At 62.5% G+C, this 20,179-nt stretch carries 16 protein-coding genes; 8 read left to right on the plus strand and 8 right to left on the minus strand.

All coding sequences use genetic code 11. The annotated features are described in order from the left end of the window. The first annotated feature begins 267 nt into the window (after positions 1-267). The 4 genes from DVU_RS04805 to DVU_RS04820 all read left to right on the plus strand — a co-directional run bounded on the left by DVU_RS04805 (position 268) and on the right by DVU_RS04820 (position 7,251). Complete coding sequence (locus DVU_RS04805; RefSeq protein WP_014524304.1) at positions 268-2,574, plus strand: type I secretion system permease/ATPase; 2,307 nt, start codon at positions 268-270, stop codon at positions 2,572-2,574. A gap of 2 nt (positions 2,575-2,576) precedes the next feature. Further along, complete coding sequence (locus DVU_RS04810) at positions 2,577-3,923, plus strand: HlyD family type I secretion periplasmic adaptor subunit (RefSeq protein WP_010938317.1); 1,347 nt, start codon at positions 2,577-2,579, stop codon at positions 3,921-3,923. 650 nt (positions 3,924-4,573) lie between these two features. Beyond that, positions 4,574-5,143, plus strand: coding sequence for a transglutaminase-like cysteine peptidase (locus tag DVU_RS16765; RefSeq protein WP_223294588.1), 570 nt, complete (start codon positions 4,574-4,576; stop codon positions 5,141-5,143). Between the two features lie 2 nt (positions 5,144-5,145). Continuing rightward, positions 5,146-7,251, plus strand: a complete 2,106-nt coding sequence (locus DVU_RS04820) for an HD-GYP domain-containing protein (protein WP_010938319.1) — start codon at positions 5,146-5,148, stop codon at positions 7,249-7,251. Positions 7,252-7,469: 218 nt separating this feature from the next. Here DVU_RS04820 and DVU_RS04825 read toward each other — a convergent pair whose 3' ends face one another. The 4 genes from DVU_RS04825 to coaE form a co-directional block, all read right to left on the minus strand. Continuing rightward, positions 7,470-8,636 (minus strand): SufD family Fe-S cluster assembly protein, encoded by a 1,167-nt coding sequence (locus DVU_RS04825; RefSeq protein ID WP_010938320.1) that lies wholly within the window; start codon positions 8,634-8,636, stop codon positions 7,470-7,472. A 1-nt stretch (position 8,637) separates the two neighbouring features. Continuing rightward, the gene (locus tag DVU_RS04830; protein WP_010938321.1) at positions 8,638-9,414 is read right to left on the minus strand and encodes an ABC transporter ATP-binding protein; all 777 of its coding nucleotides are present in this window, start codon (positions 9,412-9,414) and stop codon (positions 8,638-8,640) included. A gap of 500 nt (positions 9,415-9,914) precedes the next feature. After that, positions 9,915-10,655 (minus strand): rhomboid family intramembrane serine protease, encoded by a 741-nt coding sequence (locus DVU_RS04835; protein ID WP_010938322.1) that lies wholly within the window; start codon positions 10,653-10,655, stop codon positions 9,915-9,917. A gap of 11 nt (positions 10,656-10,666) precedes the next feature. After that, complete coding sequence (gene coaE / locus DVU_RS04840) at positions 10,667-12,292, minus strand: dephospho-CoA kinase (RefSeq protein WP_010938323.1); 1,626 nt, start codon at positions 12,290-12,292, stop codon at positions 10,667-10,669. Positions 12,293-12,401: 109 nt separating this feature from the next. On the opposite strand from coaE, the gene upp reads away from it, so the two are divergent. The 3 genes from upp (at position 12,402) to DVU_RS04855 (ending at position 15,672) form a co-directional block, all read left to right on the plus strand. Then, on the plus strand, positions 12,402-13,028 hold the full coding sequence (gene upp, locus DVU_RS04845) for a uracil phosphoribosyltransferase (RefSeq protein ID WP_010938324.1): 627 nt from the start codon (positions 12,402-12,404) through the stop codon (positions 13,026-13,028). 179 nt (positions 13,029-13,207) lie between these two features. Then, a complete protein-coding gene (locus DVU_RS04850) occupies positions 13,208-14,467 on the plus strand; it encodes a uracil-xanthine permease family protein (RefSeq protein WP_010938325.1) in 1,260 nt (419 codons plus the stop codon). Positions 14,468-14,700: 233 nt separating this feature from the next. Beyond that, positions 14,701-15,672, plus strand: a complete 972-nt coding sequence (locus DVU_RS04855) for a hypothetical protein (protein WP_010938326.1) — start codon at positions 14,701-14,703, stop codon at positions 15,670-15,672. A gap of 236 nt (positions 15,673-15,908) precedes the next feature. Here DVU_RS04855 and cmk read toward each other — a convergent pair whose 3' ends face one another. From cmk to DVU_RS04870, 3 genes are all read right to left on the minus strand, one after another. Beyond that, positions 15,909-16,607 (minus strand): (d)CMP kinase, encoded by a 699-nt coding sequence (cmk, locus tag DVU_RS04860; RefSeq protein WP_010938327.1) that lies wholly within the window; start codon positions 16,605-16,607, stop codon positions 15,909-15,911. Then, positions 16,600-17,721 (minus strand): histidinol-phosphate transaminase, encoded by a 1,122-nt coding sequence (hisC, locus tag DVU_RS04865; protein WP_010938328.1) that lies wholly within the window; start codon positions 17,719-17,721, stop codon positions 16,600-16,602. The genes cmk and hisC overlap by 8 nt, the downstream gene beginning before the upstream one ends. Positions 17,722-17,987: 266 nt before the next feature. Beyond that, positions 17,988-18,431 carry a universal stress protein gene (locus tag DVU_RS04870; protein WP_010938329.1) on the minus strand — a complete coding sequence of 148 codons (444 nt, stop codon included), beginning with the start codon at positions 18,429-18,431 and terminating at the stop codon, positions 17,988-17,990. 260 nt (positions 18,432-18,691) lie between these two features. Between DVU_RS04870 and DVU_RS04875 the strand changes: the two genes are divergently transcribed. After that, positions 18,692-19,201 (plus strand): hypothetical protein, encoded by a 510-nt coding sequence (locus DVU_RS04875; protein WP_010938331.1) that lies wholly within the window; start codon positions 18,692-18,694, stop codon positions 19,199-19,201. Positions 19,202-19,633: 432 nt separating this feature from the next. Here DVU_RS04875 and DVU_RS04880 read toward each other — a convergent pair whose 3' ends face one another. Beyond that, positions 19,634-20,128 carry a CinA family protein gene (locus DVU_RS04880; RefSeq protein ID WP_010938332.1) on the minus strand — a complete coding sequence of 165 codons (495 nt, stop codon included), beginning with the start codon at positions 20,126-20,128 and terminating at the stop codon, positions 19,634-19,636. Between the last annotated feature and the right edge of the window lie 51 nt (positions 20,129-20,179).

The raw sequence follows: 20,179 nt of genomic DNA on the forward strand, positions 1-20,179 counted from the left end.
CCTTCGGCGGTATAACCTGTAGACTCTTGCGATTATTTGTTTGTCGGTTTTCTTTACACGTAACATCCTGACACGGTGTCGGCAAGTGCACAAAGAAAGATTCTAACGCCTTGCCAGCGGGGGGGAATCTGTCCTTTTGTTGCACAGGGCTGAAAAGGGTTGTACCTTTCTCAACTTTCGATAGGTCGCTGCGTTACGTGGCAGGGTCGAAAAACGGCTTGTTGTCACCTGCTTGGGGGAAAAGTGTCTGGAATTGATGAAGAACATATGGGCGGTTATCAGGGAGCCGACGCGGGTGACGCCTCTGGGCAGGACCGTGTTGCGGCGTCAGGTGTCGCTTCGGAACATTATGCAAAAAATACGCCAGTGGACCTTCCTTCGGGGGTCGCAGCCGGTGACGTGGACTATGCGCCGCCCCTCATGCAGTGTCTGGCCTTGCTGTTCCGTCTGAACGGAAAGCCCGTCTCGACACGCTACCTCATGTCCGGCTTGCCCATGGGGGCCACTGAAGGCCCGGCCCTCACTGCCGCGTGTCTGCGGGCTGCAAGAGTCGCTGGCATGGAGGCCCGTGTCGCCTATAAGCCGACCTTGCGGCAGATTTCACCGTTGACGCTGCCGTGCATCATGCTGCTGAAAGACGAGAAGGCCTGCATCCTGATGCGGATACAGGGTGAGCAGGCCGAGGTGCTCTTTCCCGAGACGGGCATGGATGCCGTCACCGTGCCGCTTTCACGTCTCGCCGAAGAATACGCCGGGTATGCCGTCTTTGGCAGCCCTGTGAGCAAACTCGACAAACGGGCCAGCGAGATGCGCCTGCTCAAGGTCAAACGCTGGTTCTGGGACACCCTGCTCCATTTTCTGCCAATATACAGGCACGTGCTGCTTGCCAGTGTCGTGGTGAACCTGCTCACGGTGGCAAGCCCGCTTTTCTTCATGAACGTCTACGACCGTGTCGTACCCAACAGTGCCACCGACACCCTCTGGGTGCTGGCCGTTGGTATCGGTATTGCCTACATCTGCGATTTCGTGCTCCGGAACCTGCGCAGCTACTTTGTCGACGTGGCCGGGCGCAATGCCGATGTGGTGCTTGCCAGCAGGCTCATGCAGCATCTCATGGCCGTGCGCCTTGACAACAAGCCCGATTCGACCGGGTCGCTCGCGAACAACCTGCGCGAGTTCGAGTCGTTGCGTGAATTCTTCGGCTCGACGACGCTTCTTGCCCTGGTCGACCTCCCATTCCTCGTTCTCTTCCTGTTCATCGTCGCGCTGATAGGGGGCGAGATGATCGCGTTGCCGGCCATAGCCATCCCGGTCGTGCTGGGAGTGGGTATGCTCGTGCAGTACCCGTTCCAGCGTGTCGCCGAAGCAGGCTACAAGGAGGCGATGCAGAAGAACGCGCTGCTGGTGGAGATCATCAACGGGCTCGAGACGGTCAAGGCGTCCATGGCGGAAGGGCGGCTGCAACATGCGTGGGAGAAGGTCGTCGGCATGAGTGCCCGTTCCAACGCGCATTCGAAGGGGCTGGCCAACCTTTCCATCACCGTGTCGCTGCTGGTCACCCAGCTTGTGAGCGTGGGCATCATCATCTGGGGTGTCTACAAGATAAGCGACGGTACGCTCACCATGGGTGGGCTCATCGCCTGCAACATGCTGTCAGCACGCGCCATGGCCCCCCTGAGCCAGATAGCCGCCATGCTGGCACGGTTGCAGCAATCGCGCATGGCCCTGAAGTCGCTCGACATTCTCATGCAGCTGCCTGTCGAGCGCCCTGAAGACAGGCCCTATGTGGACTTCGGACCACTCGAGCACTCGCTTGAGCTGGAGTCCGTCTCCTTTGCCTACCCGGGGGCCGAACGGCTTGCGCTGGACGGTGTGTCGCTGCGGATACGCCCAGGCGAGAAGGTGGGGGTCATCGGCAAGATGGGGTCGGGGAAGTCGACACTCGGACGTCTCATGATGGGACTCTACCAGCCACGGGACGGGGCCGTGAAGTTCGGCGGCGTGGATATCAGGCAGATGGACATGGCCGACCTGCGCGGTCGCATCGGCTATCTGTCACAGGACAACTATCTTTTTTACGGTACGTTGCGCGACAACATCGCCATGGGTGTGCCCAATGCCGATGACCGCATGATCATGCGTGCCGCCGACGTCGCGGGTGTCACCGAGTTCGCACGCAACCATCCCGCAGGGTTCGGCTTGCAGGTCGGCGAACGGGGCATGGCGTTGTCGGGGGGGCAACGGCAGGCTGTCGCCCTTGCCCGCGCGCTGCTGCACGACCCCGACGTGCTCATCCTCGACGAACCTACCAGTAACATGGACACGGGCTCTGAATTCGCATTCAAACAGCGACTCAGGGCCCTGCTTGGTGACAAGACGCTGGTGCTCATCACCCATCGTATGAGTGTCATCGACCTTGTGGATAGACTCGTCGTCGTCGATGGCGGTCGCATCGTGGCCGACGGTCCGCGTGATGCCGTCATCAAGGCGCTTCGCAGTACCGGGGTGCAAGCCGCGCCTGCTGCCCGCTTCAGGAAGAACGGCACGGTCGGTGCCGCCGGGGGGGCTGCCTAGCCATGCCGCTGTTCCAATGGAAAAAACGCGACAGTGTTGCGAGGGAAGACGTACAATTCATGAGCGAGGTCGATGCAGCCTTGCATCGGGCCGGGCATCCTTATGCCTACCTGCTTTCGTGCGCCATCTTCGGCGTGTTCGCCATCTTTTTCGTGTGGGCGGCTTTCGCCCCGCTGGATGAGGTCACGCGCGGACAGGGGCAGGTCATTCCCTCGCAGCGTGTACAGGTCATCCAGAACCTCGAAGGCGGCATCCTGCGCGAACTGCTCGTCCATGAGAGCCAGATTGTGGAAAAGGGCGACGTGCTGCTGCGTATCGACAACGAAGCAGCCGAGAGTTTCTACCGCGATGCCCTTGGCAAGTCCGTCGAACACCAGATTGCCATCGCCCGCCTCGAAGCCGAACTCGAAGGGCGTGACCCCGTGTATCCTGCTGAACTCATGACCGAATGGCCTCAGGTCGTGGAGAACCAGGCGGATGTCTACCGGGCGCGAAGACAGCAGGTCGCCGTCGAACAGAGGGTCCTCGAAGCGCAGCTGCACCAGAAGGAGCAGGAAATCGAGGAGATGACGAGCCGCAAGCGACAGCTTGAAGATTCGTTGCGCGTCGCCGTGGAGCAACGTGAAATCGCCCGCCCGCTCATGGAGAAGCAGATATACCCGCGCGTCGAGTACCTTTCGCTCGAGCAGAAGGTCATCTCCCTGCGAGGCGAGATAAGCTCGCTTGCCATATCCATTCCCAAGGCCCGCGCGGCAGCGGATGAGGCCAAGGAACGCCTCGCCTTCCGCAAGGCACAGATACGTTCCGAGGCGCTTGAGGAACTCAACAAACGACGGGGCGAGTTGAACTCCCTGCGTGAGACGCTTTCTGCCGGGGGCGACCGGGTGACACGTACCGACGTGCGCAGCCCGGTGCGAGGAACGGTCAAGCGGCTCATCATCAATACTGTCGGGGGGGTCATCAAACCGGGTGAGCCCATCATGGAAATCGTGCCACTGGATGACACCCTGCTCATCGAGGCCCGGATACGCCCCGCCGACATCGCCTTCCTGCATCCCGACCAGAAGGCCGTGGTCAAGATAACGGCCTATGACTATTCCATCTACGGGGGGCTTGAAGGGGTCGTCGAACAGATAAGCGCCGACACCATCGAGGACAGGAAGGGCGAGTTCTACTATCTGGTGAAGTTGCGCACCCGCAAGAGTGCCATCGTGTATCGGGGTGAGGCGCTGCCCATCATGCCCGGTATGACCGCAACCGTGGATATTCTCACAGGCAAGAAGACGGTTCTCGATTATCTGCTCAAGCCCATCCTCAAGGCACAGCAGAATGCCCTGCGGGAGCGTTGATGGCAAAGGCGCGGGAGAGACAGTGGCAGGAGGGGCCGTATGCGCGGTTCTCCTTTTGTGCGGCGGTGGTCGTACTGCTCTGTCTCTTCGTGCCCACGTTCTTTCTGGGGCTTCCGGGAGATACCGAAGCTGGGGGTGCCAGTCCGAAAGCGGCCCCCTATGAGCCGCGCGATGGCGAGGCTGTAACGCGGGGCGAGTCTGAACAGCGAGCGTCTTCCCGTCATGTCATCGGACAGGCCCCAGACCCGCAGCAGGCTCCAGATGCACGCGTCATTGCATCGGAAGCGCCTGCTTCACCAGCCCATACAGATGTCCGGGGGGAGCGGAAGGTACCGGGCACCACTGGGGAGGACGCTTCCAGCAACCGGCCTGAAGTCTCACCGGTGCTTGAGGTCGCAGCTGACGCCCCGCTGCGTCATGTACGCCCGGAGGACATGCGAGGCGGTGCGCAGCAGTCCCCGGTGCAGCCTTCGGGACAGCGGGGGCACCGGGCAGGTGCGACTTCGGATGGGACACCGGATGGTGGGGAACATTCCGGGAATGCCGCGACTGCCGAAGATGGAGAAGGGCAGGGAGTGGAGGCGGCCCGGCCGTCGAGGGACGCTCCTGCCAGAGGGCAGTCCTCTGCGTCCTCTACAGCGGCGACCGGGGTGCGACTGTTCGGAACCATAGAATTCAGGGGCCAGTTGAAGGCTCTTCCGAAATGGTCGCGGGTGGTCGAGACGGAACGCAAGAAACCCGGACTGTATCTGGACAGGGCTCTTGGCGGCAAGGGCGGGCAGGTCTGGCGGGAGTTGCGTGGCGAATGGCAGGGCTTGCCGCTGATGGAGAGGTTGAAGAAGGTCAACACGTTTTTCAACCAGTGGCCGTACAGGCTTGATAGTGAAAACTACGGATTGCCGGACTATTGGGCGACGCCCGACGAATTCCTCAGAAAGTCCGGTGACTGTGAGGACTATAGCATCATCAAGTATTTCGCCCTGAAGCAGCTAGGGGTTTCTGCCGATTCGATGCGCATAGTCGTTCTGCTTGACAAGATCAGGGGCATTGCCCACGCAGTGCTGGCCGTCTACGATGGTAATACGGCGTATATACTTGATAACCTTTCCGGACTCGTGCTGGCTCATGATTTCTACAAGCACTACGTCCCCCAGTATTCGGTGAACGAATCCTACAGGTGGGCACACATCCCCCTCGGGAAGAAAGCCGGGAGGAAATGACGATGACACAGGAATGGACGACTGAAGAGAAGACCACACCGCCCATGCGCGACAGGCGAAACATCTGGCGTTCGCGCGTCCTGCTGTTCGGCCTGCTGGTCATGGTGCTCACAGTCACGGTCGCCGCCATCGGTGCCTATAGCAGGATAGGTGCGGCACGGGCCGAACTCGAAGACGACCTCGCCCGCAGGCAGGAAGTGCGCCTCACCGGAAAGGTCAATGCCGCCAACCTGTGGCTTGATGCCTTGAAGGAACAGGGCGACCGGCTCATCAACGCCGACCTTTTCCGTCTTTTCGCTGCGGAGGTCGATTCGCTCGAAGGCGACGTGTCACTTCTGTTCGGTGCTTCCGAGAGTGGCAAGGCGGGTTCGCAGACAGGGCAGCTTGCCTCGCAACTGCCCCTCATGCGCAACCTCCTGCGCGAATTCGTCACCTATTCGGACTTCATCTACGGGCGCATCGTCAACGCCCGTGTCCAGACCTACATGACGACGGACAGTACCCCCACACCCATGACAGCCGACCAGCAGGCACTGGCGAAGAGGGTTCTCGAAGAAGGCAAGGTCGTCTTCGCACCCTTGCGTAACACGACCAATGGCCTTGTCCTTGACATGTTCATGCCCATTTTCGCCCCGGATTTCGAACAGGGCGAAAAGGCAGCGCGCCCCGTTGCCGTGCTCGTGCTCAGCAAGCTTGCGTCGGCCAAAGCCGGAGAGATGGTGGGCAGTGCCCCTCTCGCGCTGGAAGGGGCGCGATTGCACCTCGTCCAGAAGGGGGCGAAGGGATATCAGGAGGTGCTGCCTTCCACGCAGGAGGGACTGCATCCCATTGATATGCCGGAGGGGCTTGCAGATGGCGACCTCGCGTTCGGTATTCGCATGGGTGTCGGCGGCAAGGAGCGCGTCTACTCCCGTGCCGGTGTCGTACCTGCGGCGGGGTGGTGGGTGTTCGACGAGGTTCCCGCCGATGTGGCGCTGGCTTCGCTCAAGGACCACGACCGGGCTGTCGTGGTAGGGGCCGTGCTGTTCTCCGCTGTTCTCCTGCTGGTGCTTGCCGTCTTGTGGTGGTGGCTCGCCGGGAAGGAACAGCGTGAGATCGCTGATGATTTCAAGAGGCTCTTCACTGTCATCGACGAGCAGAAGCATCTGCTCGATAGCATCAACGCCGCCATGCGCGACCCTGTCTCCCTGACGGACGCTTCCGGAGTGTATCATTTCGTCAACCATGCCTTCGGTGAAGCCGTGGGCCGCAAGCCCGAAGATGTCATCGGCCTGGATGTGGCGGCGGTCTTCGGTTTCGATACGGCCCGCAGACTCACGCGGTCCGACGCGACCGTCATCGGTGAAGGCAAGGGACAGGTGGAGCAGGAGACGGTGTTCCTGCAGTCGAGGCGACATGTCTTCCAGATCGTCAAGACACCCATGTTCACCTCCGAGTCGGAGCATCCCCGTGGCGTCGTCTCGGCATTCCGCGACATCACCGAGCTTGTTGATGCACAGGAGCGTTCACGCAAACTGGTTCAGCAGACCATCGATGCGTTCATCACCGCCATCGAGACCAAGGCCCCCTACCTTGCGGGACATTCGAGGGGCATGAGCCAGTTCGCCACGGCTATAGCCCGTCAGATGGGACTTGGGGAGCGTGATGTGGCTACGGTCGAGACGGCGGCCAACCTCTCGCAGGTGGGCAAGATATACGTGCCAAGCCGGCTTCTCACCAAGCCCGGCGCGCTCACGGCAGAGGAGAAGGCCATTGTCGAGGAGCATGTGCTTCATGCACGGCGGACTCTTGAACATATCGAATTCGACTTGCCCATTCTTGATGCCATCGTGCAGATGAATGAGCACCCGGACGGTACGGGGTACCCTGAACACCTCAAGGGTGACGCCATCGGCATCCACGCACGTATCCTTGCCGTGGCCAACGCCTTCTGCGCCATGGTACGCCCCCGGTCGTACCGCCCCGCACTCGGGGTGGACGCGGTCATCGGTGTGTTGCGCAAGGAGGGCGGCTCATTCGACGCGGGAGTGGTGGATGCCCTTGCCCGGCTTCTTGCGTCGCCTGCAGGTGAACGCCTGCTCGAATCGCTTGATGTGCGTCAAGGCTGATAGAGGATTGCAAGCCCGGAAGGGAGTGTGCTCTGTGAACAGGCATCCTGTCGTGCAATAGCGACCGGTGACGGTGGTCGAGGGGCATTCGTGCCGATGCCACCGCGACGCCGGGCAGAAGTTCACGCCGGATGCATGTGCCCATGTCAATGAAAGAGGCCCGGAGCGAAACTCCGGGCCTCTCGTCGTCTGGTCTGATGAGGGATGCTGTCCCGATGCTACATGGCGTCGCCAGCGTCAAGCTGGTTGATCTGCTCTTCGACAGCCTTTTCAAGTTCTTCGGGCAGTCCCATGATGTCGACGTTGAGGAAGCCCCGCACGATGGTGGAGGTGGCTTCATCTTCGTCAAGACCGCGTGCCATGAGGTATTCGATCTCTTCCTGCGCGATCTTGCCCACTGCGGCTTCGTGCGACAGTTCGACCCCGTCCTGCGTACCTTCGAGCTCGGGGATGGCGTGGATGACACCGCCGCCGAGGATGAGGCCCTTGCATTCGAGGTGCCCGCGGGCAGGTACGGCATGGCCCGCGATGTGACCGCGGTTGATGATGGTGCCGCCTGTGGTCATGGTGCGGGCGATGATCTCGCCGCGCGTGTCGGGGGCTTCGAGCAGGATGCGGTTGCCGGTGTCGACGTACGAGCCTGTAGGGGCAACGATGACCGAGTTGAAGCGGGCCACCGAACCACGACCACCGAGGGTGATGGTGGGGTACATCTGCAGGTCGGTGACAGGCTTGAGCAGTACATAGTTGCTGAGGAAGACGGCGTCTTCTTCAAGGTAGCCTGCGGAACGCGGACGGACGGCGGCCTCTTCACCCCAGTTGTGGATCATGGTGAAGGTGAGCTTGCCGCCCTTGTGGACGTAGAATTCGGAGATGCCGAGGTGGGCCACCGAACGGGTGTCATGCGCGGTGGCACAACCCGTGATGATGTGCATCTCGGCCCCTTCTTCGACGACCACCACGTTGTGCACGTTCTGTCCGACGCCGTTGCCCTTGATGAACAGGCACGACTGGACGGGGGCTTCTATCTTCGCGCCCGCGCGGGCACGGATGAAGTAGCCGCCATGCAGGTGCTCGTCGGCGGCACGGGTGTACTCGTCCTTGTTGCGGTCGACGAGTTTCCAGAAATAGTCGGGCAGACCGTGGTAGGTGTCGAGGGCCTGCTTGATATCGAGAATCTCGAGCCCTTCCTGACGGCTGGTGCAGTGCACACCCGAATGGTTCATGTGCATGAACGAGCCGGCGAGATTCTGCTGGTTCACGTCGATACCGGCGTAGAGCAGGCGCTGCTTGTCGGCGGCGTCAAGCTGGGTGAGGTCGCCGATAGAGGAAGCCTGTGCGCCGTCGAACTGGTAGCGCGAGAGGTCGACTTTCTTGAAGCTCATGCTACAGTCCTCCCTTGATGTCGCTATCGAGGCAGCGCAGACATTCCTGATAGCCGTGCTTGCCGATGTGCTCGAGGATGTCGCGCGGGCGTGCCTCGCAGCACAGGTGCCCGTCGTACATCACCTGACCGCGGTCGGCGTTGACGTATTCGAGGATGTAGCCGGTGTGCGTGATGATGAGCCCGGCGGTCTTGCAGGCTGCCTTGCGCTGCTTGATGCTGGCGCAGGATGCCGGGGCGATGCCGTCGAGCAACTGGCGCGCCGTCTGCCCGATGAGCGACATGTTCTCGAGGTCGACCCCGGATTCGGGTTCGTCGAAGAGAACAAGGTCGGGCTGCTGGGCCATGAGCTGCAGAAGTTCGGAGCGCTTTATCTCGCCGCCGGAGAACCCGGCGTTGACGTCACGTTCGAGGAAGCGGTCGAAGTTGACGCGCTGCGCCAGCCCTTCGACGTCCACCTCGCGTCCGCGTCCGCACATGCGCACGAGGTGCCCGGTCTTGAGACCATGTATGGTGGGCGGGCGCTGGAACGACATGCCCATGCCGAGACGGGCGCGTTCGTACATGGGCGCGTTGGTGATGTCATGACCCTTGAAAAGTATCTGACCCTGCGTGACCTTGTAGTTGGCGAAGCCCATGAGCGTCATGAGCAGGGTGGTCTTGCCGGAACCGTTGGGACCGAAAAGAATGAAGGTTTCACCGGGGCGGATGTGGAGATTGATGCCCTTCAGCACCTCGACATCGCCGATGCAGACGTGAAGATCCCGTATCTCGAGCATTGTGGACCCCTTGGAGATGGCTTCATGCGGTACGCGCCCCTCATGCAAGGGGGGACTGCATGGCAGACCTGAACTTATGCGGCATACCCCCGGTCAAGTCAATGTGGACTTTTCCGGTATGTGATAGGTGCGTTTCTGGTGTGTGAAGGGGCCTTCTGGAGATGATGACCTCCGCAATACATGCCGTGCAGATGGCGGGAGGTCGTTTGCCGCCTGCGGTGCCCCTGCCCCAGACGCAATCCCCATATCCTCTCCGTCTCTTCGCCGCCCCGCCCCTGTCCGTCGTCCTGTCATTGGACTGCCCGTTGCCGATATCGAGTCCCCACGTTTCAGGGGCTCCTGTCTGCCTCGCGTCGTGTACGCCATCGAGGCTGTTGCCGGGGCGACGTGCCGGGGGGATGCGCAAAAGCTCGGGCAGATGCTCTGCGCAGGACGCCGTGAGGCTGCGCAAGGCGCCGGGGGCGTTGCGGGGGGGGGCTGTCCGAGACGCCCGATGTCGTTCAGTCCTGCAAGGGAGGAACAGCCTTTCTGCTACGCCCGAAAGGGCCGTGAGGGGAGCAGAAGTAGCAGCGTTCGGGCCTGCGGAACAACGGCAGGAGCAGCACTCCGGCGATGAACCCGCCTAGGTGGGCCCACCATGCGATGCCCGCGCCCTCGTCTCCGAGGGCGGAAAGGCCGGAGGCCAACTGTACGAGAAACCAGATGCCGAGGTACACGAGGGCGGGCAGGTCGAACACCAGCGGGATGAAGACCAGAAGTACAAGCGTCGTGACCCGCGCGTGGGGGTACAGGAGGAAATACGCGCCGAGAACACCTGCAATGGCGCCCGAGGCACCGACGACCGGTATCGTCGATGCGGGGGAGAAGAAGACATGTGTGAACAGCGCTGCCAGACCGCACGTGAGATAGAACACCGTGAACCGCCACGGACCCATGACATCTTCGATGTTGTCGCCGAAGATCCATAATGTCCACATGTTGACGAGAAAGTGCCCCCAGCCGCCATGCAGGAACATATGCGTGAAGAAACTGGCTTCGCCGCCGGGCGGGAAACCAGCCGAAAGTGCCCAGTCGGGGAACGAGAAGCGGGCGGGCACGACACCGAAGACATGAAAGACCGTGTAGACCTCCGAAGGGGCAAGTCCCTGCTGCCACAGGAAGACCGCAAGGTTCAGGCCGAGAATCGTCCAGACGGCCCACGGCGTATGGACTCTGGGGATGGTGTCGCGCAGGGGGAACATGCGTTGTCCTCCTAGTCCTTCCAGATGTCGTGCAGTTCTTCGGCGAGTCTTGCTTCTGCCGCTTCGCGGCGCGTATCGAGTGCGGCGATGAAACGGCCCGTCTCGCCGGACAGGTCTTCCAGCGAACCGCCGTTGTCGATGAGCATGTCACAGGCGCGCATCTTGTCCTCGTCCGGCCACTGCCACGCGGTCATGGCGGCGATGGTCTCGGGTGTCCAGCCGCGTATCTCGGTCAGGCGGTGCATGCGTTCGCGTTCAGGACAGGCCACCCCTGCCAGCACGTCGCATGAACCGTCGCCGCTTCGCCAGCCTGCTTCGAGGAACAGGGGGACTTCCGCCACGGCCACGGGTGCGCCCGTTTCGGCATGGCGTGTGTAAAAGGCCTCCATGTCGTGCCTGACGAGGGGGTGCACCATCTGTTCGACCTCGCGGCGCAGCCCCGGTTCAGTCTGCATGGCGGCAAGCAGGGCCCTGCGGTCGACAGGTGCGGAGTCGTCGGGCACGAACCTGTCGCCGAAGCGTCCGCGCAGGCAGTGCCAGCCATCGGCCCCCGGTTCATAGAGGGCTGCCACCGCCGCGTCGGCACTCCATGTGGGAACGCCGCGGTCTTGCAGGCAGTGCAGCAGGGCGGACTTGCCGCAACCCGGTGAGCCTGTGATCACCACCCGTGTCATGCGACGCGCGAGGGCGATGGCGAGGTCGGGGAAGTCCTGCGGGGGCGGGCAGGTGAAGCGCAACCGTTCCCCGGTGACGGGGTGGGTGAAGGCAAGATGCCATGCATGCAGCATCTGCCTTGCGCCGTAGCCCTGTTCGCGTAGACGGGCTGGCGTGCCGGGGCCGTAGAGTTGGTCGCCCCAGAGGGGAAAGCCCGCGTGGGCCATGTGCACTCTTATCTGGTGCGTGCGGCCCGAATGGATGCGCACCGCCACGAGGGCGTAGTGTCCTTCCGGGGCGGCATGGAGCACGCGCCATTCGGAACGGGCGGGTTTGCCGCCCTTCACCACCGCCATGCGCACCTTGTGGGTGGGGTGGCGCCCGATGGGGGCGTCGACCTCTCCGGTGGCGGGAGGCACGCCATGCACGAGGGCGAGGTATTCCTTTTCGACGGTGCGCTCGGCGAAAGCCTCGCTCAGCTTCAGGCGCACACCCTCGGACAATGCCACGAGAAGCAGGCCGCTCGTATCCTTGTCGATGCGGTGGACGATGCCGGGTCTGAACCCTTCTTGCGCGCGCAGCGCGTCGAAGTGGTGCACCAGACGATGCACCAGCGTGCCTTCGGGGCAACTGGGGCAGGGGTGCACCGTGAGTCCGGCGGGCTTGTCGATGACCAGCAGGTGCTCGTCGCGATGGATGATGGTCAGGTCGCCCTCTTCGGGCTCCACGGCTGTGGCGGCGGGGGCTATGGCGAGTTCCACCCTTTGTCCGGAGCGTAGCCGGGTACTGGGGGTGGTGCAGACGGTGCCGTCGACCGTGCACTGACCGTCGCGTATGGCACGCTTGATCTTTTCGCGTGAAAGGTCGGTATGGGACAGGGCCTCGCCGAGAAAGCGGTCGAGCCGTTCGTTGCGCATCCCGGCGGGAACCGTCAGGCTGTGTGCCTGCTCCTTTCCGGAGAGGGCTGTCTGTGTGTTCTGCATAGGAGGAGAGCCGATGGTTTTTCTTGACGTCGCATCTGTAGATTGGCTATTTACTGTCCGTTTGGGGTTCTGACGCCCCTGTCACCGTACCACGTCCAAGGAGACAACCGTGGCTGTTTACGTCGTCGACCATCCGCTGGTCAAACACAAGCTGGGCCGCCTGCGCCAGCATGATGTCCCGGTGAGCGAATTCCGGGCCATCGCCAACGAACTCTGCCGTCTTCTCGCCTACGAGGCCACGAAGGACCTCGAAACGGAGAAGGTCAGCGTACAGGGTTGGGCCGGGCCTGTCGAGGTCGACCAGATAAAGGGCAAGAAGATCACCGCCGTGCCCATCCTGCGCGCCGGTCTCGGCATGCTCGACGGCTTCCTGGATATGATTCCCGGTGCCAAGGTCAGCGTGGTGGGCATGTTCCGCAACGAGGAGACCCTCGAACCGGTGCAGTACTACACCAAGCTCGCCAAGAACATCGACGAGCGCATGGCTGTCATCCTCGACCCCATGCTGGCGACCGGCGGCACCCTCGACGCCACCATCGACCTTCTCAAGAATGCAGGCTGCCCGCAGATAAAGGGACTTTTCCTCGTCGCCGCGCCCGAAGGGCTGAAGCGCATCGTGGACAAGCACCCCGATGTGGACATCTACGTCGCCGCCGTGGATGAACGCCTGAACGAACACGGCTACATCCTGCCCGGTCTCGGCGACGCGGGCGACAAGATATTCGGCACCAAGTAAGACGGTATCCGCAATGGTGGGGCATTTTTCCGGAGTCGGCGCATCGTGAATGTGCCGGCTTCGTTGAAGAATGCCCCTTTTTTGCGGCTTTCAGGCATCCGCAGGCGGGGTAGGGCGAACGTGCGCCGGGCGTCGTCGTCCATGATGTGCAGAGATAACCGAACAGGGAGGAGGCAGAGGTGACGACAGACCCGCGTTTCATACCGGAGTACAATTTCAGGTTTCGTGACGGGCTGATAGGGGCCCAGATGCTCTTCGTGGCCTTCGGCGCACTGGTTCTCGTGCCGCTGCTTACAGGCCTCGACCCCAACGTGGCCCTGTTCGCGGCAGGGTGCGCCACGCTCATCTTCCAGGCCATCACGCGGGGCAAGGTGCCCATCTTCCTTGCGTCGTCGTTCGCCTTCATCGCGCCCATCATCTACGGCGTGCAGACCTGGGGCATCCCGGGCACCCTCTGCGGTCTCACCGCCGCGGGTCTGGTGTACATGGCGCTCAGCGCCCTCATCCGCGTGCAGGGGCCCGGCGTGGTCGAGCGTGTGCTGCCCCCCATCGTCACGGGGCCCGTCATCATGGTCATCGGCCTCATCCTGTCTCCCGTGGCCGTCTTCATGGCCATCGGCAAGACGGGTGACGGCGCGGTGCAACTCATCCCCAAGGACAAGGCCATGATCGTGGCCATGGTGTCGCTGGCATCCACGGTCATCGCATCCCTGCTTGGGCGTGGTTTCGTCAAGCTCATTCCCATCTTCTGCGGCATCGTGGCCGGTTACGCCACGTCGCTCTTCTTCGGCATCGTCGACTTCACCCCGGTGCTCAAGGCCCCGTGGTTCGCCGTGCCCAATTTCGTCACGCCCGAATGGAACCTCGACGCCATCCTGTTCATCGTGCCCGTGGCCATCGCCCCGGCCATCGAACATGTGGGCGGCATCCTTGCCATCGGGTCCGTCACCGGCAAGAACTACCTCGAAGACCCGGGTATCGACCGTACCCTTTTCGCCGACTCCATCGCCACCATGGTGGCTACATCCGTGGGCGGGCCGCCCTGTACCACCTACGCCGAGGTCACCGGGGCCATTGCGCTCACCCGTGCCTTCAACCCCGCCATCCTCACATGGGCAGCCATCACCGCCGTCTGCCTCGCCTTCGTGGGCAAGCTTGGCGCATTGCTGACCACCATCCCCTCGCCTGTCATGGGCGGCATCATGGTGTTGCTCTTCGGTGCCATCACCGTTGTGGGCATGAACAGCCTCGTGCGCGCAGGGCAGGACCTCATGGTGCCCCGCAACATGGCTGTCGTCGCCATCATCCTCGTGTTCGGTCTCGGTGGCATGGCCTTCAACGTGGGCGAATTCTCGCTTCAGGGCATCGGCCTCGCCGGTATCACCGGAGTGCTTCTCAACCTCGTGCTTCCGGGCAGACGCGCCGCTTCCGGCAGGTAGTACGCCGTTTGTCCGACGGAGTACCCGTCTTTTCGAAAGCCGCCTTCGGGCGGCTTTCCTGCTTTTGCGCGGGCCGTCAGGTCAAGAAACACGGCGTCGAGTATGTTCGTGGTGGGGCCTTTTGCGGCGTATGGGTGTCAGCGGGATTGCACTATGGCGAACACACAGGTATGATAGCCAATTCTGTTAACAATAGCACACATATGTGACGTCATACAGCTTTCGGTGGGGCCATGCAGGAAGAAAACGCCAACGATTCCGCAGAAAAGAAGAGCCGCTCCTTTTTCAGGCTGGGCAGCCTCGGTTCCATGCTCAACGAAAAGGAACAGAAGAACCTTCTTTTCTATCTTTCCATCGGGATCATCATCGTCGAGTTCGCCGTCACAGTGGGGGCGCTCATCTACGGTATCGCCAACGCGCACCAGCAGCCCAACGGCATGATGCGCTTCAGCTTCCCGTGGGCGGGGTATCTCGTCTCCGTGGTGGTGGCACCCGTGGTGGTGATGCTGCTGGTGAACCTCATCGGCATGGGGTTCTATCGTGCGGTGCACGGTGAACCTGTCCTCGACGAGGAACAGATGAAGGAGATGCCGCAGCGTATGCGGTCGTTCTTCTCCCTCGTGCGCGGCGCACCTACCATCGTCCTGTTGGGCGGCGTGCTCGTGCTGGGTGCCGTGCTGTACTACCTTGACGGTGTGATGACCTTCCTGCTCAAACTGGGCGACTCTGTGGAGACCATCGCCATATGGGGAACGGTGGGCCTCGTCGTCGCCTGGTGTGTGAGCTATCTTGCCCGCGCGTGGTTCATGTACAAGACGCGCCACCTTGAAGAGGAGTTCGCGTTCCGCCGCGAAGTGTTCGAGAAGACGGGCATGGTCATCCTCGACCAGAAGGCCATGCTCAGCAGTGAAGTGCCCGGCAGACAGGGGATGCGAGAACTCCCTGCCGGTACTGTCGAGGTATTGCCCGCCGGAGGCGGCGCACCCTCGGCCCCTTCAGGCGGGGGGGCTGACACCGGTCTTTCCGGCGCAGATTCGGCGCAGGATGGCGCCACGGTGACCATCGTCGCCTCCGATGCCCCTGCGGAACAGGGTCCTGCCCCCACGACCGCTGGTGCTTCCGCCGATGCGGAGGATGGCGACGTGGTCGATGCCTGCATCGTGGAACCCGCGTCGAAGAAGGCCGATGAAGGCACGAAAGGCTAGTCGGAACGTTCATCGGGCGTGGGTGCAGAGTCCATCGCCCCGACGGCTGTTTGCATGAGGGACCATGGGCGGGCCGGGGCTGCCTCGCCGAAGAGGATAGATAAGAAGGGGGGAACCGTCAGGTTCCCCCCTTTCTATTCTGGGGACTTTATCTTTGCCGCCATCGGGGAGTGTGAGCCCTGTATACACTGTGGGACACTCCTGCCACGAGATGCCCCTCTGGCAAAGGTGCGAGGCTAGAGTCCGTCGCGCGACCTGATGTGCTGCATGATGACACCGAAAACACCGTCGATGTCGAGGTCCCCCGTGTCCACGATGATGGCGTCGGCGGCGGGGCGGAGTGGGGCGACGGCCCTGTTGCGGTCTTGCTCGTCCCTGCTGCGAATCTGTTCGGTGAGGAGTGCAAGGTCGTGGGCCTCGCCCATGGTCTGTAACTGTGTGTACCGGCGCATGGCCCGTATTTCGGGGGCGGCATCAAGGAAGAACTTGTGCCGTGCACCCGGGAAGACCACAGTGCCCATGTCGCGCCCTTCCACGACCAGGGGCTGCGCTGCGCCCATGCGCTGCTGCGCTGCCTTGAGGCATTCGCGCACCACGGGCAGTGCGGCGATGCGCGAGGCCATGGCCCCCACTTCTTCAGTGCGAATCTCGTTGCCGATGTCCTCACCGTTGCACGAGAGTACCGATGCCCCGCCACGACCCCGTAGCGTGAAGACGAACCCGGCAAGGCGGTCGCGCAGGAGTGCCTCATCCAGATCGGGGCCGTCGGGGCCGAGTCTCCACGCCATGGTGCGGAACATGGCCCCCGTGTCGAGATACGGGATGCCGAGGGCATCCGCCACGCGGCGTGCCAGCGTCGTCTTGCCCACACCGGCGGGGCCGTCGAGGGTCACCACCTTGAGTGCGGCCGGGTGGCCCCCAGTGGTATCAGGCATGAGGCAGAATCTCCTTGCAGGCTTCTATGAAACGTCTGTTCTCGTCGGCGTTGCCCACGCTCACCCGCAGGTGTTGGGGCAGGCCATAGCTTTTGAGAGGTCTGATGATGATGCCGCGCCGCAGAAGCGCCTCGAAGAGGTCGGTGGCATCCGTGGGCGGTCGGAACATGATGAAGTTGGCCCACGAGGGCATGACCTCGCACCCCAGTGCCGTCAGTCCTTCGGCGATGTACGCACGGCCTTCGGCGGTGACGCGAAGGGTCTCGCTTCTGAACACAGTATCCTCAAGGGCGGCAAGTCCCGCTTCTTCGGCGAGGATGTTCACGCTGAACGGCAGCCGTACCCGGTGCAGGTAGTCGGCCAGACGTTCCGGGAGGATGCCGTAGCCGAGGCGAAGTCCCGCAAGCCCGAAGCTCTTGGAGAAGGTGCGTAGCACCGCGATGTTGGGGAAGGCGTCAAGCCGAGAAAGCAGCGAATGCGCGGCTTCGTCGCCGCAGAAATCCATGTACGCCTCATCGATGACGAAGAGGCACGACGGGGGCAGTGTGCGGGCGACGTGTTCAAGTTCAGACACCGGCGGACACCAGCCGGAGGGGTTGTCGGGGGTGGTCACGAAGGCGATGGCGGTGTTCTCATCCGTGGCGGCGAGGAAGGCGTCCCAGTCGAAGGTGAAATCGGGTCGCAGGTCGGCCTGCCGGAATTCCAGACCGCAGAACTTCGCCTGAAGCTCGTAGATGCTGAAGCACGGGCGAAAGGCCACGATGTTGTGCTTGCCGGGGGTGGCGCGCACGCGGATGAGCAGGTCGATGATCTCGTCTGAACCGTTGCCCGCCACGACACGTTCCGGCGCGACACCATGATGGGCGGCAATGGCACGCGTGAGGCGGGGGTTGCCCGACTGCGCGTAGCGGAAGGCGAGGTCGGCCTTGGTCTTGAGGGTACGCTGCACGACGGGCGAAGTGCCGAGGGGGTTTTCGTTGCTTGCCAGCTTCACCACGTCGGCGAGTCCGAAGCGGTCGCGTATCTCGTCGATGGACAAGCCCGGAACGTAGGGCTTGAAGTCGAGCACTTCTGGCCGCACATCGTCCGGCCTGCTCATGCTTGGTGCGGTCATGATCTGCTCCTTCTGCGGGGTGGCGCGGAATACGTGCGACCTCGTGAAATAGTCCACGGCCGCGGGTTTCGCAAGCCGACAGTTTGTGGCGGGCAGGGAGCGGCCATGGGCGGGATGAAGTCCCTAACGGCCGGGGAGGTGTCTAGTCGTGCTGCCGGAGACTGTCCGGGACTTGCCGGTTCAGAACCCTTGTACCGCCCGACAACGAACGTAAAAGGGCCGCCGCCAGATGGCGACGGCCCGAAGTGGACGATGCGATGATGCCATCAGGCAACAGGGCGGATGGTCAGCACGGGCTGTTCCGCGCTCTTGACCACCTTCTCGGCCACGGACCCGAAAAGGATGCGGTCGATGCCACGTCTGCCATGGGTACCCATGATGATGAGGTCGACCTTCTCCTTCTCTGCAAGGGCGAGGATTTCTTCAGCCGCATAGCCGATGACGATCTTGCCCTTGGCGGGGACGTTGCCGAAGTTCTCGGCCACGAAGTTCTCCATGGCCTTCTCGGCACCGCTGACGATTTCACCCACGAAGTTCTCGATGGAGTTGGGCGGCACATGGAACCCTACGTACTGGCTCAGAGAAGGGGCCGCGTAGACGACGAGAACCGAGGCCCCCATGCTGGCGGCCAGCATGGATGCATGTTCGGCGACGGTCTTGCTGTGGTCGGAAAAGTCTATGGCGCACAGGATAGTCTTGTAACCAGTCATGGTTTCCCTCCATGTGGGGGTTGCCGGCGCATCATGCCGGGATGAGCTTGTGAGCAAAAGCTCTATCAACATATATAGGCCCTTCCGGGCAAATAGACAAGCCGTCCCATGTGTCGTACATGGTGCCATGGCATGGTCGGGCGGCAGTTTTTTCCTGTATCCTGATTGTGTATAGCTGTTGTTTCAGTGTGTTATGGCTGTTTGTCTGGGTGGCGTGCTTCTTGCTCCGCCACAGGCAAACCCTAACCTATGGGGGTGCCATGAAGATTCGTAGCGAGCATCTGGATGCCCTGTTGCAACAGGAGCAGACACGGCGCAAGCAGCCCGCTGACGCGGGGGGCTTCGACGAACTGCTCTCGCAGCAACTGGGTGAGGCCGGAGAGGCACAAGAGGTGCTGCCAGCCGTTCCGCCGCCGGGTGCACGGGCCGGAGGCGTCTCTCCCCTGCTGTTGCAGGGGGTGGAGGCGACAGCGGCCACTTCTGCTGTGGAGGAGGCGGACGCCTCGTCCGTTGCCGCAGCGGCAGACAGCATCGGCGGGCTTCTCGACGGATGGGGTGCCTACGCCGAGGAACTGGGCAAGTCCGGTTCCGGCGGGTTGCGCAACGCCTATGCCATGCTGGAAGGGCTCGACGGGCAGTTGCGTTCCCTGCGCGAACAGTCGCCCGACCTCGCCAGTCGTCACCCCGGTCTGGCCTCTCTGGTCAATGACCTGGAGGTGATGACCACGACCGAGAAGTTCAAGTTCAACAGGGGCGACTACGTGGCATAGCCGACGTCAGCCCGGACAGGCCCTGCTTTTGCGGCGTGTCCGGTGCTGGTGTCGTTGCGATGAGACGGCAGGGTATTCCTGACGTGACTGTCGTATGCTGTGTCCTTCTGTACGGTGCGGCGGCGGTGCTGCCGGTACCTGTCCCCGTTCGCAGGGAAATCAGAGACCGTCCCGACACCTGAAGGTGAACGGACGGTCTCTTGGCGATGACCACCCCTGCACTGGAAGCCTGAATCGGCTACGGCGCTGTTTCCCTTGCGCATCGGCCTGACGAGAACGGTGCGGTGTGGAAGGGGCGTGAAACCGCCTGTCCGCCTCTTCGCAGGTTATCGCCCGTCGCCAGCAACGTCAGACCGCCCGCTACCATGAAGGTGAACGAGTGGCCTGTTGTCATCTTGCGGAGGCGTGGCTTCGCTGGCGGGGCGCGGTTCGCTAGCCCCCGTCCTCCATGCGTTCCATCGTCCAGCGCAGGGCAGCCTCAGCCGTGTCTTCACGGATGGTTCGCCTGTCGCCCGCGAAGTGGAACCTGTGTGCCTCGATGACGCCATCCAGTGACGAAGCTATCCATACCGTTCCCACGGGTTTGTCGGCGGTGCCGCCATCGGGGCCGGCGATGCCCGACACTGCCACGGCTGCCTGTACCCCCGCGATGCGGCATATGCCTGCGACCATCTCTCGGACGACCTCCTCGCTGACGGCACCGTGGGCCGCCAGAGTGCCTTCGCGCACTCCAAGCAGGTCACGCTTCACGTCATTGGCGTAGGCGACGACACCGCCTTCGAACCATACGGAACTACCGGGGATGTCGGTGCACCATGCAGCGATGAGGCCGCCCGTACACGATTCCGCGGTGGCAAAACGGCGCCCGGTGGCAGTGAGGCGTGCACCCAGCAGGGCGATGAGGTCTATGACGGCTTCTTCTTTCATCAGGGCTCCGTTCGTCTCGTCCTTGCCGTGTCGCGTCCGGGATGAGGCTGT

The organism is Nitratidesulfovibrio vulgaris str. Hildenborough, from assembly GCF_000195755.1.
Taxonomy (GTDB): Bacteria; Desulfobacterota; Desulfovibrionia; order Desulfovibrionales; family Desulfovibrionaceae; genus Nitratidesulfovibrio; species Nitratidesulfovibrio vulgaris.

Excerpts from the sequence above, each read along its gene's own strand:
- DVU_RS04855 (WP_010938326.1), top strand. The coding sequence starts at position 14,701 with ATGCAGGAAGAAAACGCCAACGATTCCGCAGAAAAGAAGAGCCGCTCC.
- hisC (WP_010938328.1), bottom strand. The coding sequence starts at position 17,721 with ATGACCGCACCAAGCATGAGCAGGCCGGACGATGTGCGGCCAGAAGTG.
- DVU_RS04830 (WP_010938321.1), bottom strand. The coding sequence starts at position 9,414 with ATGCTCGAGATACGGGATCTTCACGTCTGCATCGGCGATGTCGAGGTG.
- cmk (WP_010938327.1), bottom strand. The coding sequence starts at position 16,607 with ATGCCTGATACCACTGGGGGCCACCCGGCCGCACTCAAGGTGGTGACC.
- coaE (WP_010938323.1), bottom strand. The coding sequence starts at position 12,292 with ATGCAGAACACACAGACAGCCCTCTCCGGAAAGGAGCAGGCACACAGC.
- DVU_RS04870 (WP_010938329.1), bottom strand. The coding sequence starts at position 18,431 with ATGACTGGTTACAAGACTATCCTGTGCGCCATAGACTTTTCCGACCAC.
- DVU_RS04835 (WP_010938322.1), bottom strand. The coding sequence starts at position 10,655 with ATGTTCCCCCTGCGCGACACCATCCCCAGAGTCCATACGCCGTGGGCC.
- DVU_RS04810 (WP_010938317.1), top strand. The coding sequence starts at position 2,577 with ATGCCGCTGTTCCAATGGAAAAAACGCGACAGTGTTGCGAGGGAAGAC.
- DVU_RS04805 (WP_014524304.1), top strand. The coding sequence starts at position 268 with ATGGGCGGTTATCAGGGAGCCGACGCGGGTGACGCCTCTGGGCAGGAC.
- DVU_RS04875 (WP_010938331.1), top strand. The coding sequence starts at position 18,692 with ATGAAGATTCGTAGCGAGCATCTGGATGCCCTGTTGCAACAGGAGCAG.
- DVU_RS04880 (WP_010938332.1), bottom strand. The coding sequence starts at position 20,128 with ATGAAAGAAGAAGCCGTCATAGACCTCATCGCCCTGCTGGGTGCACGC.
- DVU_RS04825 (WP_010938320.1), bottom strand. The coding sequence starts at position 8,636 with ATGAGCTTCAAGAAAGTCGACCTCTCGCGCTACCAGTTCGACGGCGCA.
- DVU_RS04820 (WP_010938319.1), top strand. The coding sequence starts at position 5,146 with ATGACACAGGAATGGACGACTGAAGAGAAGACCACACCGCCCATGCGC.